The following is a 17,631-nucleotide window of genomic DNA, read 5'->3' as shown; positions in this document are numbered from 1 at the left end:
GGATGCGTCCGGTTTCTCCGGCGAGAGCCTATTCGGCAAGCGCGAAGACCGTCGCCGCCGCCGCGACGGTGGCGGCCATGCCCGACACGCCGACGATCGCGGCGGCCCGGAGCCGCACCGAAGCGCGAAACGCACCGAGCTGGCACGCGTCGAGATGGTAGCGCCCCGCCCCGTCGTCGACGATCGCGCCGTAGACGCGGAGATGGCGGAAGATCCGCGCGTCCTTCGCGACATAGGCGATCGCGCGCTCGGGCGATGTCGCGCGCGCGGCGACGAAATCATTGACGATCCGTCGCCGCGATCGGCCTAGAATGAGTCCCCGCATTGCATCTCCCCAGCGCCGATCTCGCATAGCGCGAGGCGCTTGCGCAATTCCTAACGCCGCTTTCCCTGATGACGGATGTTCGCGGGCCGCCCGCGCCGCTTGATCTCGCGCGTCGGCTTGCGCCCGTCGCGCATCGGCGGCGCCGCGCCCCTGCCCTCGGGCATCTCGAAGCGCAGCGCGCCCGATACCGGGTTCGCCTCCGCCAGCCGCAGTTCCAGCGTCTGGCCCTGCGCGAAGACGTCGCCGCTATGCTCCCCGGTCAGCGTCCGCGCGCCCTCGTCGAAGCGGAAATACTCGCCGCCCAGATCGCGGACCGGCATCAGGCCGTCGCCGCCGATACCCTCGACGGTCGCGAAGAAGCCGAAATTGGTGACGCCGGTGATCCGCACGTCCATCACCTGGCCGACGCGCTCCGACAGAAACGCCGCAACATAGCGATCGGTCGTGTCGCGCTCGGCCTCCATCGCGCGGCGTTCGAGCCGGCTGATGATCTCGCCGACCGACTCCATGTTGGCCGCGTCGTCAGAGGGCAATCCGCCCTCGCCGAGCCCATAGGCGGACACGAGAGAGCGGTGGACGAGCAGATCGGCATAGCGCCGGATCGGCGAGGTGAAGTGCGCGTAGCTGCCGAGACTGAGCCCGAAATGCCCGTGGTTGCCGGGCGCGTAATAGGCCTGGGTCTGCGTGCGGAGGATCTGCTCCATCACCTGGGGCCGGAAATCCGCGTCGCCGATCCGCTCGATGATATGGTTGAACGTCGCGGGGCGAACGACCTGCCCGAGCGCGAACGGCACGTCGAACGTCTCGAGATATTCCTTCAGCGCCGCCAGCTTCTCACGGCTCGGCGGCTCGTGGATGCGGTACATCACCGGCGCCTTCTTCGCCTCCAGCGCCTTGGCGGCGGCGACGTTGGCGGCGATCATATAGTCCTCGATCAGCCGGTGCGCGTCGAGCCGTTCGCGCGGGGACACGGACATGATCCGCCCCTGCGCGTCGAGTACGACCCGGCGTTCGGGAAGGTCGAGGTCGAGCGGTGCGCGCGCATCGCGCGCCTTGGCCAGCGCATGCCAGCAGGCCCAGAGCGGCTGAAGCACGGCCAGCATATCTCCCCTCTCGTCGACGGGAGGGGTCGGGGGAGAGGCTTCCTGACTCATAGTCGGATCGAGCGGTGCACCGCCCTCCACCGACCCCTCCCGCAAGACGGGGGGGGAGGAGGCGTCGATGATCGCCTGCGCCTCTTCGTACGCGAGGTTCGCCGCGATCCGCACGACCGCGCGTGTAAATCGCCACGACTTCAGCGACCCATCCTTGCCGATCCGCAGATGACACGCGAGCGCGGCACGGTCTGCGCCCTCCTTCAGCGAACACACCTCCGCCGACAGGATCTCGGGCAGCATCGGCACGACCCGATCGGGGAAATACACCGAGTTGCCACGCCGCCGCGCCTCGCGGTCGACCTCGGACTTCGGCCGCACGTAGAAGCTGACGTCGGCGATCGCGACGATCGCCTTCCACCCGCCGGCGTTCGAGGGATCGTCGTCCGCCTCGGCCCAGACCGCGTCGTCGTGATCGCGCGCGTCTTCCGGATCAATCGCGACGATCGGCAGGTCGCGCAGGTCCTCGCGCGCTTCTCCCAGCGGCAGTTTCGACACGCGCTCGGCCTCGTCGAGCGCCTCCTGCGAGAAGACGTCGGGAATGCCGAGCTTGTGGATCGCGATCAGCGAGAAACTGCGTGCCGCGAACGGGTCGCCCAGCTTCTGCACGACCCGCGCCGCAATCTTCGGTGGTTTGCCCGCGAGTTCCGCCAGCACCAGATCGCCCGGTGCAGCCCCACCCGCATCCGCGACCGCGAACTCACGCCGCTCGCGCTTATCGACACCGGTCAGCCACAGCCGCCCGGCCTCCTCGCGCAGCACGCCGAGCACCTGCTCGGACGCGGGTGCGAGCACCTTCATCGGGTGCGCGATCCAGCCGTTCCCGGCCTCCTCGGTCCGCGCGAGTATCCGCTCGCCGACTCCCAGTGCGCCGCGCTTCCGCTCGCGCACGCGCAGGCGTGGCGGGGGGATACCCTCCGCCTCCCAGCGCTCGGGCACCGCCCAGACGTTGCCGCCGTCATCGACATCGGCGATCCGCAGCACCGTCACCTTCGGGATGCCGCCCATCTTGTGGAAGGCACGACCGGGTGCGCTGTCGATCAGACCCTCGTCGGCCATGTCCTTGAGCAAGGCCTTCAAGCCGATCTTGTCCTGCGCGCTGAGCCCGAAGCCCTTGGCGATCTCGCGTTTGCCCGCGGGCACGTCGGAGGTGGCGATGAAGTCGAGGATCTGCTCGCGCGTCGGAAGACCGGCTTTTGGCTTGTACATCGCATAGAGATAGTCGGTAGGCCCGCCATTACCAAACGGCTAAGCTGCGGACATGACGCAAAGTTACGACATCCTCATCGTCGGCGGCGGCATCAACGGCGCCGCGATCGCGCGCGAGGCGGCGCTTAACGGCCTGTCGGTGCTGCTCGTAGAAAAGGGTGATCTCGCCGCCGCGACCTCGTCCGCCTCGACCAAGCTGATCCATGGCGGGCTGCGCTACCTCGAATATTACGACTTCAAGCTGGTCGCCGAGGCGCTGCGCGAACGCGAACGGCTGGTGAAGGCCGCGCCGCATATCATTCGGCCGATGCGCTTCGTACTGCCGCACGAAAACGCCGTGCGGCCGCGGTGGATGGTCCGTCTCGGCCTGTACATGTACGATTGGCTTGGCGGCCGGATGACGCTGAAACGATCGCGCGGCCTGCGCAAAAGCGACGCTGCCTATACCGCACCGCTAAAGAACGGCGCGCGGGGCTTCGTATATTCCGACGCATTCGTCGACGACTCCCGCCTTACTGTGCTCAACGTGATGGACGCGCACGATAATGGCGCAGATATCGCGGTCCGCACCGAACTCGTCACTGCTCGCCGCGACGGTTCCGTATGGCGTGCAACGCTATCGGACGGCCGCGACGTCGCGGCGCGCGCGCTCGTCAACGCCGCCGGCCCCTGGGTTGCGGAACTGCTCGGCCGGCTCGGCATCAATGCCAGCGCCGGCGTCCGACTGGTCAAGGGCAGCCACATCGTCGTGCCCCGGCTGTACGAGGGCGACCACGCGTATATTCTGCAACTCGCGGACCGCCGTATCGTCTTCGCCATCCCTTACCAGGGCCAGACCGAGATCGGCACCACCGACATCCCCGTCGACCGCCCCGAAGATGCGGTGATCGACGCTGGCGAGATCGCATATCTCTGCGATGCCGCGAACCAGCATTTCACGCGGCAGATCACGCCCGCCGACGTCACGTCGACATGGTCCGGCGTGCGCCCGCTCTACGACGACGGTGCCAGCGAGGCGAAGGCCGTCACACGCGACTACGTCCTCGAACTCGATACGCTCGGAGAAGCGGATGCAGCACCATTGCTGTCCGTGTTCGGCGGCAAGATCACCACCGCGCGCCATCTTGCTGAGGAAGCCCTTGAAAAGCTCGCCCCGACGTTAGGGATGCCCGTTCGCCAAACGACCCGCAACCGTGCCTTCCCCGGTGGCGCGATCCCGCCTTTCGCCACCTATCTCGCGCAGGTCCGTGCGCGGTGGCAGTTCCTGGGCGATGCCCGTAGCGAACGGATGACGCATGCCTACGGCGCTATGCTCGACGATATGCTCGCAGGCGTCACTGACGCAGCAGGACTAGGCGCGGACTTCGGGGGCGGCCTGACGGAGATCGAAGCGCGCTGGATGCACGATCGCGAATGGGCCAGGATACCCGAAGATGCATTAATGCGCCGCAGCAAGATTGGCCTGAGCCTGGGCAAGACGGAGACGGACGCGTTCGGTACATGGTGGCGCGAGACATTCGTCTCGTGATCCTGCGGACTTGCATGTTTCGCGATTGAGCATATCCTTGCCGCATATCCAGCGAGGAAACCTCCAATGGCCACATACCCGGAACTCCAAGTCGATCCCGAGGACAAGAACCTCGTCATCCTTCAGAGTCTGATTTGCCTGCTGCGTGAAAAGAACGTGCTGTCGCGCGCGGACATCGAGGAACTGTGCGATACGGTGAAGCGCCGCGCGAATGATCACGCCAGCGATCCGCTCCCCTGCCATATGAACGGTGCCCGCGCCGCCGCCACCGAAGTGGCGCAGATTGGCGATTACATCGGCCGCAAATACGGCGGAAAGCACCGCCGCTCGATCTGATCCCTCGCGTCGTGCGCTCGCCGGCGACCGCCACCTATCACCTGAGCGAAATACGTTCGCTCAGGTGGCAAGGCTGGCTGTAGCGGTAAAAGTCGTGACCTCGGGTATGGGCCGGTACGGAGCGCAGCGACAGCATCGTGTTGCACCGGTGCCGCGGTTCAGCGCGATACGTTTTTGCGAAACGGACGCCGCAGCGTTGATAGCCTTGCACTTTCTTCAGACAATCGGACGGTGCGATAGACCCAATCTGTTCTCAGCGTCGTAAGGGGCGTCGAGGGCTGATCAGGACCTCGAAAGACAAAGCCTTCGCCACCAGTTAACGACTGGCTAGCCTCAAGTGCGACTGCTCAAAGCTGCCGCCCCGTCCGTGTAATCAGCTTGCGACGAAGCAGGTTTCGCCTGCGACGCGCAGACGACCGCAGACGTCCGCTGCTTGGTTCGCGCTGCCTGCATTGACGCGTAGGCGGTACAAGGTACGGCCACCGGTCGCGACCGGCTGGATCGACATGCCGAGTGCGCCGACATACGCAAACCGCTTCGAGAAGTTCGTCCACGCGGCTTTGGCAATCGCTTCGCTCGGATACGCACCGAGCTGAACCAATGAGCCGCCAGTTGCGTTTCCGGCGCCGTTCGGCTTCGATGCCGCCAAGGGTGCTGCAGCGACCAGCCGTCCGCCCGACGCCGGCACCTGTGCAACTGCGTTACGACCCGCGGCGTCATCAACCTTGGCCGCAACCGCGCGCTTGCCCGCGACGGGTGCTTCCGGCACGCCGCGCAAATCGATCGCGCCGTTGCCCGACTTGCCCGCACTGGTAGCGATCGCCGAGTCACCTTCGCCCTTGACCTTCAGGCCGCCGGCATCGTCGGGCTTGACCTTGTAGTCGCCTTCCTGCGCGGCGATCAGCTGGCCGTCGCCTGCGGGCGCGCGCTGTTGCAGCTTGTAGATGCCGAAGATGATCGCCGCGAGCACCGCCAGGCCGAGCACGACCAGTGCGATGACGCGGCCGATGCCGACCGTATCCTGCTCGTCCGGCTCGACGGTTTCGAGCCAGGGGAGCCGGTCTTCCTCGCGCAGATCCATGTCTTCGGCCATCACTTCATCTCCGAAACCGCTTCGACACCCATGATGGCGAGGCCATTATGAATAATCTGCCCTATAGCGGACGCCAAGAAAAGCCGTGCCGCGGTAGCCTGCGGATCCTCGACGACCAGGAAGCGACGATCGGGGCGATCGTTGCCGACATTCCACAGCGCATGGAAGGCCGCAGCCAAGTCATAGAGATAGAACGCAATTCTGTGCGGTTCGCGTGCCGTCGAGGCGATCTCGACAAGCCGCGGAAACTGCGCCGCGAGCTGCACGAGTGCCAGTTCGTCCGTATCAAGCCGGGACAGATCGGCAGACATCGGCGTAATTCCCGCCTCGGCCGCGCGCCGATGCAGCGATGCGATCCGCGCATGCGCGTACTGGACGTAGAAAACCGGGTTGTCCTTCGACGCCTCGACCACCTTCGCAAAGTCGAAATCCATCTGCGCATCGGACCGGCGGGTCAGCATCGTGAAGCGCACGACATCCTTGCCGACCTCGCGCACGACGTCCGCCAGCGTGACGAAATTGCCCGACCGCTTCGACATCTTGACCGGCTCGCCGTTGCGCAACAGCCGGACCATCTGGACGAGCTTGACGTCGAACCGCGTCTTGCCGCCGGTCAGCGCCGCCACCGCCGCGACGATCCGCTTGACCGTGCCGCCGTGATCCGCGCCCCAGATGTCGATCAGCTGGTCGGCACTTTGGCTCTTTTGAAAATGATAGGCGAGATCGGCGCCGAAATAGGTCCAGGACCCGTTCGACTTCTTGATCGGGCGATCCTGGTCGTCGCCGAACTGCGACGACCGGAACAGCGGCAGCTCGACCGGCTCCCAATCGTCGGGCGTCTCGCCCTTCGGCGCTTCGAGCACGCCGTCATAGACGAGATCGCGCGAGCGCAGTTCCGCCTCGGCCGCTTCGGGCTTACCAGCAGCCTGGAGTTCAGCTTCGGACGAGAACACCTCGTGACGAATACCGAGAAGAGCCAAGTCCTCACGGATCAGGATCATCATGTATTCAACGGCGCGCGTCCGAAAAATTTTGAGCCACTCGGCCTCAGGCGCTCCAACATATCTGTCGCCGAAATCTTCTTTTAGCGCCTCACCTACCTGGATCAGATAATCGCCGGGATACAGGCCCTCGGGGATCTCGACGGTCTCACCGAGCGCCTCGCGGTACCGCAGGTGGACCGAGCGCGCGAGCACGTCGACCTGGCCGCCGGCATCGTTGACGTAATATTCGCGGATGACCTTGTGGCCAGCGAACTCAAGCAGGCTGGCGAGCGCATCGCCGACCACCGCACCGCGGCAATGGCCCATGTGCATCGGGCCGGTCGGGTTGGCCGACACATACTCGATGTTGACGGTGATCCCGTCACCCTGCTTCGAACGGCCGTAGTCGGCACCGGCCTCGGGGATCGCGGCGAGTTCGGCGCGCCACGCGTCATCGGTCAGCTTCATGTTGATGAAGCCGGGGCCCGCCACGCTCGCCGAGGCGACGTCCTCGAGTTTCGACAGTTCGGCGACCAGCGCATCGGCGAGCACGCGCGGATTGGTCTTGGCGGGCTTGGCGAGCACCATCGCGGCGTTGGTCGCGAGATCGCCGTGGCTGGTGTCGCGCGGCGGCTCGACCGTGACGTTCTTGCGATCGAGACCGTCCGGCAGCGTCCCCGCCGCGGTCAGCGTGTCGAGCGCCGCATCGATATGCGCGGCGAAACGGGTGTAGAGCGTCATGGCAGTCCCGGTACGTCAAGGAAACGCGCGCTCTAGACCATCGCGGCGCGGCGCTCAATTTTAATCCCGTTGCTGGGTTGGGTTGCTTCCGCCGGGCAGAGTTCATCGCATGCCCGAGCATAACTGTTCCCCCGCGGACGCGGGGGCCCAGCTAAACCACATGCACCGCCCGAGATCCTGGGTCCCCGCGTTCGCGAGGGAACAGAAGCGGCGTCAGGCAGTGAGAAAGGATCTCAGACCCGAACCAACCCCTCGATCGCCGCCGTCTTCGCGCTCGCAGGAAACAGCGCGGCCATCGCCCGTTCCGGTTCGACGCCAAAATGCGACGAGACCGCACCGCCGATGAACGCATCGAGCTGCATCGTCGGCTTCAGATCGCGTGCCTCATACAGCGCAGCAGGGGCGAGACCGGGCCAGTCCGACACCACCCTGCCCCCCTTCACGGCGCCGCCAAACAGCATCGCAGACGTGCCCGTGCCATGATCCGTCCCCCCGGTGCCATTGACCGCGACGGTCCGTCCGAACTCGGTCGCGACCAGCACCATCGTGTCTGCCCATAACGGCCCCAGCCCCGCCTGCAGCGACGCGACCATCGCGTCGAGGCCCTTCAACTGCGCGGTCAGTCGACCGCGCTGGCCGGTGTGCGTATCCCAGCCGCCGGTCTCGATCATCGCGATCCGTGCGCCGGTGTCGGGCTTTAGCAACCGCGCGGCGAGCGCGCCGGTCGCAGCCGCATTGCGCCCGCCGTCCTGCGCGAGATCGCTGGTGAGTTGCCGCGTCGCCATCGCCTCGCTCCACAGGCCGTGCAGTTGCTGGTCGCCGTCGTAGAGCATTGCGACGCGTTGCAGCAGGTCGTCGGACGCGTCGGGCAGGCTCGACGGTGCATAGGATGCCACCTCGCGCCGGCCCCGCAACGCCATCGGCACGGTCGCCGCGACCGCGATCGCGCGCGCCTCGTCCGCCGGCAGCACGCCGAGCAGCCGGTTGAGCCAGCCGTCGCGGACCTGATACGCGCTGACCCCACCCGTTTCGAGCACGTTCTGGCCATCGAAATGCGAGCGATCCCGGTAGGGCGAGGCGATCGCGTGCGCGAACAGCGCCTGGCCTTGCGTGTAGAGCCCGGCACTCGCGGTCATCGCGGGGTGGAGCGTGAACATGCCGTCGAGCTTGGCGCCCGTCGCAAAGTCCGCCGCAAGATCGCCACGCACGCCTGCAAAGGCCGGATCGCCGACCGCGCCGATCGTCCCGAGACCATCGGCCGCGCCGCGCTGGATGATGAACACGAACCTCTTGTCGGTCGCCGCACGCGCAAAGGCGATGCGCGGTGCAAAGGCCGACGCCAGCACGCCGAGCGTACCGGTCGAGAGGAAGGAACGACGGTCGAGCATGACTATCTCCGCAGCGATTCTGGAGCGACAAGCAACAGCGCGAGCGCCTGCGCAGGGCTTTCCGCACGCGACAGGCCCTGCGCGGTGGTAGGACTAAGCGAGGCGGGGAACAGAGTCGGCGCCAACGCTCGTGCATCGACCGGCCCGGCGCGCGCCGCGAACCGCTCCGCCGCCTCGACACGCCGCATGATCGCAACAGGCCCGGCCCAGGCTGCGGCGACGTCGTCATACCCGATCGGCTGCCCCGGCTGCCAGATCGGCTGGCCGAGCTGGTTCATCATCCCCACAGTCACGCCGGGCTGGACCGTCGACGTACCAAGCGCGCGCCGGGTCGAGACATACCATTCCCAGGGCGACTTGAACTTCACCGGCCGGGTCACCCAAGCCTCAGGCGACGCAACCAGCGCGCGGTACACCGTCGGCAGGTCACCGCCCGATTTCAGGAACGCCGTCTTCAGCCGTGCGACCATCGCCGGGGGCGGCGCATCGCCGGCAAAATGCTGCGCGAGCTTGGTCGCGATGTGCGTCGCGGTCGCCGGGTGGACGGCCAGGTCGGAGAGCACCGCCTGCGCCTGCGCCTCCCCCGCCGCGGGATAGAGCTTGCCCATCACGGAGCGATCGCCGGGCTGGTGAACGTCGTCGAGGAACAGGAAGCTGCCCGCGCGCGAATCATCCTGGATGCGTGCACCGGGACCGCGCCCGATGCCTGCGACCGTCCAGCCGGTCATCGCCCGCGCGAACTCGGTGACGTCGGCCTGGCTGTAGCCACTGCGGACGCCGAGCGTGTGCAACTCCATGATCTCACGCGCGAGGTTCTCGTTCAGCCCGGTGCGACGCCTGGTCTTCCGGACGGCGAACGGACTGTCCGGGCCGATCGACACCGCCTGGTCGAGATACAGCAGCATCGCCGGATGCCGCTCGACCGCGTTCAGCATGTCGGCGAACTTACCGAGCACATGCGGGCGGATCGCCTCGAACTCCATCGGCCCGGCGAGCGCCATCACCTCGAACTTCTCGGTCGAGACCGCGAAATGGTTCGCCCAAAAATGCACGAGGCGCTCGACGAACGGTGCCTCGCCGGTCAGCGCGGCCATCGTCCGCGCCGCGACCGCCGTGCCGTAATCGTTGCGAGTCTGCTTGCCGATAAGTTGGCGCGCCTCCTGCCGCGCAGCCGTGCCCGGATCGGCCGCACCCGGCACGGCGGGGAAATGCGCCATCGCGGGCGCCGCGACACCCGGGGACTGCGGCACGGACATCGCCCGCGCAGCCGCAGCGGATTGTGTGTCCGCGCCGACGGCGGCCTTCGGCATGCGCGGCCCGAACTGCGCGCGGATCGCCTTCTCCTGCGCATAATAGGCGGCGAGCCCTACAGAAATTCCGGCCGTCGAGGGCGCGCTCGCCACCACCGCCGGCCGTGGTTCGAACCGGTCGCACTGGGCCATCACCCACGTCGCCGGCTCGCCGGCAACGACATCCCCCGGCCTTGTGCCAAGGCCGAACCGATTGAGCGCGATACTGGAAGCAGACACGACACTCTCCTTCAACGTCGGATTTAGACGCCAAATGTCGTGGAAGTATGTCGCCTCCGCGGCTCGTCGCATCGGCAGCGCTGTCCGTCGTTGCGCGCAGTGCAATCGCGACGGATAGGTTTGCAATTGCAACCCATGCTGCACTGCAATATTCCGCTGACTCGAGAGTTGGGTGAAAGACCTGATCCGGCTCGACGCACTTCGGGAGATACGATCATGCGCACGACCATCAAGATCATCGCAGCAGCAGCGGCGGCCCTCACCTCGACGATCGGCATGGCCGCCGACGCGAAGCAGAGCTTCGTCCACGAGGGCAGCACGTACGTCTATACCTCGACGCAGGACCATGGCCGCCAGGTCATCGACGGCCGTCGCTATCCGTCGGGCCAGAAGTTCCACCTGATCGTCCGCGGCAATCGCGTATCGGGTGAGTCGGGTGGCGTACCGGTCGCATTCAAGACCGCCGAGGCCACAGGCGCGGCTGGCGGGATCGCTTCGGTTACGCGCTGAGCCGACTTCGTTGTAAGACGGCGTGACGGCGGTCGGACTTCGGTCCGGCCGCCGTTTTGCGTTTGAGTGAGCCGGCAACTTTTACTCCCCTCCCTGGAAGGGAGGGGTTGGGGGTGGGTCGGTTCCCGTAGCACGGAACGGACGCGGCACAAGCTAGCCTACCCACCCCCAGCCCCTCCCTTCCAGGGAGGGGAGCCGAAAGTTCAGAACCCCTCGGGTAAGTCGATCGGGCCGACCAAGTCGCGGTAGCGCGATACGGCGTACCGGTCCGTCATCCCGGCGATGAAATCCGCGATGTGGCGGCTGCGATCAGGATCGACGGTTGGCAGCCGATCGCGCCATTCCTCGGGGATCGTCGCGGGATCGTCGCGGTACACCGCGAACAGGCCCGCCACGATCCCATGTGCCGCATCCGCCGCTGCCAACTGTCGCGGATGGTGATAGAGATTGGCGTACATGAAGCGCTTCAGGTCGCGCTCCGCCTCGCGCATCTCGGGCGAGAAGCCGACCAGGCACTGCCCCGCATCGCGGACGTCGTCGACGCTCGTCACGCCGCTTGCCGCGATCCGCTGGCGGGTCTCGGCGATCAGGTCGTTGACCATCGTCCCGATCTGCGTGCGGACGAGCTCGCCGACTAGGCGCTTCGGCTCGATATCCGGGAATCGCCGCCGCACGTCGTCCCAGCCGCGCGCGACCAGCGGCACCGCGAGCATCTGGTCGAGCGTCAGCAATCCGGCGCGCAGGCCGTCGTCGATGTCGTGGTTGTCGTAGGCGATGTCGTCGGCGATCGCCGCGACCTGTGCCTCCAGCGACGAGAAGCTGCTCAGCGCGAGTCCGAACTCCGCATCCGCCGCGGCCAGCGCCCACCCCGGATGCCGCACCGGGCCATTATGCTTGGCTAGGCCTTCGAGCGTCTCCCACGTCAGGTTGAGCCCGTTCCACAACGGATACGGCCGCTCGATCGTGACGAGCGTGCGCACCGTATGGCCGTTGTGATCGAAGCCGCCCTGCCCGGTCAGCGCCGCCTTTAGCGCATCCTCGCCGGCATGGCCGAACGGCGGATGACCGATGTCGTGCGCGAGACACAACGCCTCGGTCAGGTCCTCGTTCAGCGCCAGCGTCCGCGCGATCGTCCGGCCGATCTGCGCGACCTCGAGGCTGTGCGTCAGGCGGACGCGAAAATGATCGCCGTCGGGCGCCATGAACACCTGCGTCTTGTGACGAAGCCGACGGAAGCTGATCGAGTGGATGATCCGGTCGCGATCGCGCTGGAACGCGTCGCGAGGCCCGCGGGTGGACCCGTTCTGTTCCTCGTGAAGCCGTCCTTTGCTGCGCGCCGGGTCCGATGCCCAGGGCGCGCGGTAACTCACTTCGCGGGGAGCTTCGTAATGATCTCGCCCGGTTCGCTGGTGAAGGTGAACGTCGAAACGCCTTCCTTGGCGAGCTGATTGACGAAGGTCCGCGCTTCCGCATCGGTCTTGAACGGCCCGGCGAGGACGCGATTGGTCGCCTTCCACGGCGCGGTCCAGCCGCCGCGGGTGCCGAACACCGTCGGCGCCTTGGTCTTCGCCTTCTTCCACGCCTTGGGCAGATCGCCCTCTGTTGCGCCGGTCGACACCTGCACCCAGGTCCGCGCGGGATTGGCGCGGGCGATCCGCTTCTCCTCGGCTGCGGCCTTGTCCGCGGCAAGCTTCTCGGCGGCGGCGGCCTTCTTCTCGGCGAGGGCCTTCTTGTCCGTAACCGCCTTGCGTGCTGCGGCCTTTTTGTCGACGGCGGCCTTCTTGTCGGCCGCAAGCTTGTCCGCGGCCAGATTGTTCGCAGCCAGCGTCTTGACTGCGATCGCCTTGGCCGCAGCATCCCGCTCGGTCTTGGCCTTCGCCTCGGCGAGCACACGCTCGGCATCATCCGAAACCGGTATGGCCGCCGGCGTCGCGACGGGTGCGGGACGCATCGGCGCGACGTCGAGCTCGGCCGCGGGGATCGACAGGCCCGCGACGATCCGCGCGAGGATCGAGTCCTCGCTTGCCGCGACCGCATGGGTCCGCGACGGGGATATGCCTGCCACCACCGTCGGGGCCGTCGGCGAAGGCGTCGCGGAACTGGTAAAGCCCGGCATCGGCGTTCCGCCGCTGGCGCTCTGGACTGGTGCGGACTGCGGTGGCGGCGTCTGCTGAGCGAATGTTTGCTGGACGGGCGTTTGCTGAACGGGCGCCTGCTGCACCGGAGTCGGCTGTGCCGAAACCGATGGTGATGGCGACGCCGCCGCCGACGCTGCGAGCGCATTGGCCGCACGGGTCGGATCGGTGCGTGCCTGTCCCACTGGGATCGCGGCCATCTGCGTGGCGACGCTCTGCGACAGCGTTCCCGTCGACGACGGTGTCGGCACCGAAGCAGCCGTCGATGAGCGCGGCGCGATAGCGGCCGTGACCACGGAGTTCGTTTCCGCGGCCGGGCTGGTCCGGGCAGCCTGAACCGCAACGCTCGGTGCCGGATAGCTGGGCTGTGGCGCGCTTTGGGCGGTGCGGACCGGAAGCGGCTGCGTCATTTGCATCGGCGCCGACGCGAGTTGGACCGGCGCGGCGTAGGGGGTCGGAGCCGGACCGCTCGTCGTGGCACGTGGCGCGGTGGTTGTCGGCGGAAGCGATCCCGATGTCGTCGTCGGTCCCGGCGCTGCTATGGACGACGTGCGCGCCACCGCAGCCAACTGGACACGGTCGGGCTTGGAGCGCCGATCGCGCTTGTCCTTCTTCCCCGTCGTCGCGGCGACCTGGGGTTGTGGCGTCACGGCGGCCATCATCACCGGTGCAGTCGGGTCGGCGGCGAGCAGGCCCAGCGGCGGCGCCATCCGCGCATCCGCGAGCCGCGCTGGCGTCGCGTGGACTTCGCCGAAATGTACCGCGAAGGCGCGGTCGCTCGCCGGCAGGTTCGGCAGGCGCTGGAAGAAGGGCTGCAGGCCTTGCGCGGTGCCCGCCGGCATCATCGTGGTCGCGATCTTCGCGGCACCAGCGACGTCGCCGTTCATCGCGAGGATGAACGCACGGGATCGCCATGCGCCACGATCGCTCTTGAGCAATAGCGGGTTGAGCTGCTGGATCGCGAGCTCGGGCTTCCCCGAGATACCGAGCGACAACGCATACCGCCTGATCGTCTCGTCATCGGGCGAGTCGCGGAGTGCCACGCGGTAGTCGCGCTGCGCCCGGTCCTGCTGGCCGATCAGGTCGTAGGCGAGCCCGCGGTCGGCGGCGAAGTTCCGCGAATCGAGGCCGAGACCTTCCGCCTGCGCGTAATAGCGAAGCGCCTCTCCGGGACGCTCGGAGCGGACGAGGATCGACGCCATTCCCGCCTTGGCGCGGCCGTCGCGCGGGTTCACCTTCTCGGCACGCGCGAACAGTGCGGCGGCACCGCTGAGATCGCCGAGACCCATCGACAGATCGCCTGCCTTGATCAGCGCGTCGATGTTGCGCGGGTTGCTGGCGAGTTGGCGCATCACGTCGCCGAGCCTGTCGGCGTCGGTCGTACCGGGGATCGCCTGGACGATGGCTTGCGCGGGCGCGACGGACGGCACGGCGGCGAGGACGAGTGCCAGCGCGGCGGTCAGGAGATGATGGGAGGACCGGGTCATGAGGATCATCTGTCTAGACGCCAGCCCGACCGAACCGGCAATGTCTCGCACGCATGCGCGCGGCGAACTGGGCTGGGGCGGCGACGAATGCAGGGTTTTGCGTGCTCAAGCGCGGTAGCCTGCTTGCGTGCCCTCACCCTTCGCCGCCTTCGGCGTCTCTCCCTCTCCCGGTGGGAGAGGGATTTGAGCCGCGGCAGCTTGGCCGGGAGGACAAATTGTCAGGAAGGTGTTGAGAAGCCTCGGCTATTCCGGCTTACTGGTTGTTCTGGCGATGTAGAAAGCGCGGGATGTCGAGCGGATCCTGAGGGCCCGCTTCGCCGTCTTCCTTCGCAGCACCCCGTGCCGCATTCGACATGCGCTCGAACAGCGTACCGCCGAGCTTCACGCGCGGTGCGGCCGGAACCGCCTCGGGAGCAGCCTCGGCACCCGGAGCGAGCCAGCGGCGACGTGCGCCACCCTCGTCCGCTGCCGGCGTCGGCACCGGAACAGCCGGCGCGATCGGCGCGCGAGCGGGCGGTACCGACGATGCCGAAGCCGGACGCGCGATCGGGCCACGGCCGTAAGGCTCGTCGCCATAGGTACGCGGTGCGGGAGCCGGCTGAGGAGCAGGAGCAACCGGCGCAGGTGCAGGCGCGGCCTGCGGCACAATCGTATCGGCACCGAGCACCAGCTCGTCATCCGACTTCGACGCCGACGGCTCGACTTCCGACGACGCGTTCAGGTCGAGCGGCTCTTCGTCGGCGGACGACGCAGCAGGCGCGGCCGACGAAGCGGCAGGCTCGCTCGGACGGAACGACGTGTTCTCGTCGGTCTTGCGCGATCCGAAGCTGAACGAGCGGGTCGGCTCGGGCGCAACTTCCGGCGGGCGCGCATCGGCGTCGATCCCGGTCGCGACGACCGAGACGCGGATCTTGCCCTCCAGCTCCTGGTTGAACGCCGAACCCCAGATGATGTTCGCATCGGGATCGACCAGGTCGCGGATGTGATTCGCGGCTTCGTCGACTTCGAGCAGACGCATGTCGTCACCGCCGGTGATCGAGATGATGACGCCCTTCGCGCCGCGCATGCTGACGCCTTCGAGCAGTGGGTTCGAGATCGCCTTCTGTGCAGCCTCGAGCGCGCGGTTGTCGCCGCTTGCCTCGCCGGTGCCCATCATCGCCTTGCCCATCTCCTGCATCACCGAGCGGACGTCGGCGAAATCGAGGTTGATGAGGCCCGGCATCACCATCAGGTCGGTGATGCTGCGGACGCCCTGCTGGAGCACCTCGTCCGCCATCGTGAACGCTTCCTTGAAGGTCGTGTTCGCGTTGGCGATGAGGAACAGGTTCTGGTTCGGGATGACGATCAGCGTGTCGACATACTTCTGCAGCTCGTCGATGCCGCCCTCGGCCGACTTGGCGCGACGATTGCCCTCGAACGCGAACGGCTTGGTCACGACGCCGACGGTCAGGATGCCCATGTCGCGCGCCGCCTTGGCGATGACCGGCGCTGCGCCCGTACCCGTACCGCCGCCCATGCCGGCGGTGATGAAGCACATGTGCGCGCCTTCGAGCATCTTGGCGAGCTGGTCGATCGTCTCTTCGGCGGCTGCGCGACCGATCTCGGGACGCGAACCGGCGCCGAGCCCCTGCGTGATCTTGGTGCCGAGCTGGATCCGCTGCGGTGCGGTCGACTGCTTCAACGCCTGCGCGTCGGTGTTCGCCACGAGGAAGTCGACGCCCTGGACGTCGGCCCGCATCATGTTGGCGATCGCGTTGCCGCCCGCGCCGCCGACGCCGATCACCGCGATGCGGGGGGCCAGATCGTCCACTTCGGGACTAAGGAATTCGATGCTCATCGCCGTTCTCCGCACAACCCGGTAGATACGCTACGGCCGGGCCCCTGATTAATCTGTGTGCACCAACGTCACGGCCTGTTCCAGCCGAAATAACGCCAGCGCCCTCGAAACTCTTAATAATTCGCGCGTGCCGCCTGAATCAACTTGCGCATCATGCCCATACCCTTTGGCCGATGCACCGTCGTCCGCTGCGGCGCGAGCCCGCGAAGGTCGATCGGGTTGGTCGCCGCGTAGAAGGCCAACCCCGCTAGCGTCGCGAAAGCCGGTCCGCCATGCGCTTCCGGCAGCGCGGTCAGACCACGCGGTCGACCGATCCGCACCGACCGCCCGAGCGCCTGTTGCGCATAGTCGGCGATGCCCTTGAGCTCCGCGCCGCCGCCGGTCAGCACGACCTGACGCCCGACCGGCCCCTCGAACTTCAGCTTGGTGAGCGCGTTGCGCACTTCACCCATCTGATGCTCGAGCCGCTGGCGGATCACGCCGATCAGCTGCGCCTTGGTGATCTGAGCCCCCTCGCCCGCGCCGTCCTCGGCGGAGATCGGCATGACCGGGATCATGTCGTGATTATCGCGGGGGCTCGCATTGGCCGAGCCGTGGAAGCACTTCATCCGCTCCGCATTCTGCCGCCGCGTGCCGAACGCGCTGGCGATGTCGTCGGTAATGTCCTGCGCACCGATCGGGATCGAGGTCAGCCCGACCAGCATGCCGCCGGCGAACAGCGACACGTTAGTAATCCCCGCCCCCATCTCGACCAAAGCGACGCCAAGCTCGCGCTCCTCGTCGCTGAGACAGGCGAGCCCCGTCGCGACCGGCGAGGCAATGATCGACTTCACTTCGAGATGCGCCGACCGCACGCAGAGATCGAGGTTGCGCACCGGCGAACCGTCCGCCGCGACGACATGGATGTGCACGCCGAGCCGATCGGCATGCAGACCGAGCGGCGTCTTCACCCCCGTCAGCCCGTCGAGCGTATATAGCGCTGGCTGCGCGTGCAGCACCATGCGGCCCTGCGGATCGATCGAGTTGCGCCCGGCAGCGAGCAACGCATCGATATCCTGCTGCTCGACGCGGTGGCCGCCCAGCTCGAACTCGACTTCGGCGACATCGGACACGAGCCCGCCGGCCGAGAACCCGACCCAGACATTCTCGATGTTGATGCCGGCAATCCGCTCGGCCTGCTCGACCGCCTCGCGCACCGCCGCCTCGGTCGTCGCCATGTCCGCGATATAGCCGCGCTTGACGCCGCGGCTCTCGCGCTGGCCGGTGCCGAGCACGATCAGCTCGCCGCCGTCCCCCTTCTGCGCGATCATCGCCGAAACCTTCGACGACCCGATATCGAGCGCCGTGATCAGCCCTTCCGGTGCCACCTTCGCCAT

Annotated in this window: 13 protein-coding genes; 3 read left to right on the top strand and 10 right to left on the bottom strand. The window is 67.1% G+C overall.

Features of this window, described 5'->3' with window-relative positions:
- Nucleotides 1-28 precede the first annotated feature (28 nt).
- Nucleotides 29-325 carry a hypothetical protein gene (locus tag AC1MH0_RS16085; protein ID WP_480963588.1) on the bottom strand — a complete coding sequence of 99 codons (297 nt, stop codon included), beginning with the start codon at nucleotides 323-325 and terminating at the stop codon, nucleotides 29-31.
- Between the two features lie 50 nt (nucleotides 326-375).
- Entirely contained in the window at nucleotides 376-2,688 is a 2,313-nt protein-coding gene (locus tag AC1MH0_RS16080) for a ribonuclease R family protein (protein WP_480963587.1), read from the bottom strand.
- A gap of 52 nt (nucleotides 2,689-2,740) precedes the next feature.
- Between AC1MH0_RS16080 and glpD the strand changes: the two genes are divergently transcribed.
- Nucleotides 2,741-4,216 carry a glycerol-3-phosphate dehydrogenase gene (gene glpD, locus AC1MH0_RS16075; protein ID WP_480963586.1) on the top strand — a complete coding sequence of 492 codons (1,476 nt, stop codon included), beginning with the start codon at nucleotides 2,741-2,743 and terminating at the stop codon, nucleotides 4,214-4,216.
- Between the two features lie 66 nt (nucleotides 4,217-4,282).
- Nucleotides 4,283-4,552, top strand: coding sequence for a hypothetical protein (locus tag AC1MH0_RS16070; RefSeq protein WP_480963585.1), 270 nt, complete (start codon nucleotides 4,283-4,285; stop codon nucleotides 4,550-4,552).
- A 373-nt stretch (nucleotides 4,553-4,925) separates the two neighbouring features.
- On the opposite strand, the gene AC1MH0_RS16065 is transcribed toward AC1MH0_RS16070, so the two are convergent.
- From AC1MH0_RS16065 to AC1MH0_RS16050, 4 genes are all read right to left on the bottom strand, one after another.
- A complete protein-coding gene (locus AC1MH0_RS16065) occupies nucleotides 4,926-5,645 on the bottom strand; it encodes an SPOR domain-containing protein (RefSeq protein ID WP_480963584.1) in 720 nt (239 codons plus the stop codon).
- Complete coding sequence (argS, locus tag AC1MH0_RS16060; RefSeq protein ID WP_480963583.1) at nucleotides 5,645-7,369, bottom strand: arginine--tRNA ligase; 1,725 nt, start codon at nucleotides 7,367-7,369, stop codon at nucleotides 5,645-5,647. Before argS ends, AC1MH0_RS16065 begins: the two co-directional genes overlap by 1 nt.
- A 233-nt stretch (nucleotides 7,370-7,602) precedes the next feature.
- On the bottom strand, nucleotides 7,603-8,757 hold the full coding sequence (locus AC1MH0_RS16055) for a DUF1501 domain-containing protein (RefSeq protein WP_480963582.1): 1,155 nt from the start codon (nucleotides 8,755-8,757) through the stop codon (nucleotides 7,603-7,605).
- Nucleotides 8,758-8,759: 2 nt separating this feature from the next.
- The gene (locus AC1MH0_RS16050) at nucleotides 8,760-10,286 is read right to left on the bottom strand and encodes a DUF1800 domain-containing protein (protein ID WP_480963581.1); all 1,527 of its coding nucleotides are present in this window, start codon (nucleotides 10,284-10,286) and stop codon (nucleotides 8,760-8,762) included.
- 216 nt (nucleotides 10,287-10,502) lie between these two features.
- Here AC1MH0_RS16050 and AC1MH0_RS16045 point away from each other — a divergent pair, with 216 nt between their 5' ends.
- Nucleotides 10,503-10,796 carry a hypothetical protein gene (locus AC1MH0_RS16045; RefSeq protein WP_480963580.1) on the top strand — a complete coding sequence of 98 codons (294 nt, stop codon included), beginning with the start codon at nucleotides 10,503-10,505 and terminating at the stop codon, nucleotides 10,794-10,796.
- Nucleotides 10,797-10,999: 203 nt separating this feature from the next.
- Here the strand turns inward: AC1MH0_RS16045 and AC1MH0_RS16040 are convergent, their stop codons facing one another.
- The 4 genes from AC1MH0_RS16040 to ftsA form a co-directional block, all read right to left on the bottom strand.
- The gene (locus AC1MH0_RS16040) at nucleotides 11,000-12,166 is read right to left on the bottom strand and encodes a deoxyguanosinetriphosphate triphosphohydrolase (protein WP_480963579.1); all 1,167 of its coding nucleotides are present in this window, start codon (nucleotides 12,164-12,166) and stop codon (nucleotides 11,000-11,002) included.
- Complete coding sequence (locus AC1MH0_RS16035; protein ID WP_480963578.1) at nucleotides 12,163-14,418, bottom strand: tetratricopeptide repeat protein; 2,256 nt, start codon at nucleotides 14,416-14,418, stop codon at nucleotides 12,163-12,165. The genes AC1MH0_RS16040 and AC1MH0_RS16035 overlap by 4 nt, the downstream gene beginning before the upstream one ends.
- A 253-nt stretch (nucleotides 14,419-14,671) precedes the next feature.
- A complete protein-coding gene (gene ftsZ / locus AC1MH0_RS16030) occupies nucleotides 14,672-16,255 on the bottom strand; it encodes a cell division protein FtsZ (RefSeq protein WP_480963577.1) in 1,584 nt (527 codons plus the stop codon).
- Nucleotides 16,256-16,368: 113 nt separating this feature from the next.
- On the bottom strand, nucleotides 16,369-17,631 hold the full coding sequence (ftsA, locus tag AC1MH0_RS16025; RefSeq protein WP_056051322.1) for a cell division protein FtsA: 1,263 nt from the start codon (nucleotides 17,629-17,631) through the stop codon (nucleotides 16,369-16,371).

This window comes from Sphingomonas sp. AP28 (assembly GCF_056680455.1).
The sequence above is the reverse complement of the archived record's forward strand: the minus strand, read 5'-3'. Positions and strand labels throughout refer to the sequence as shown.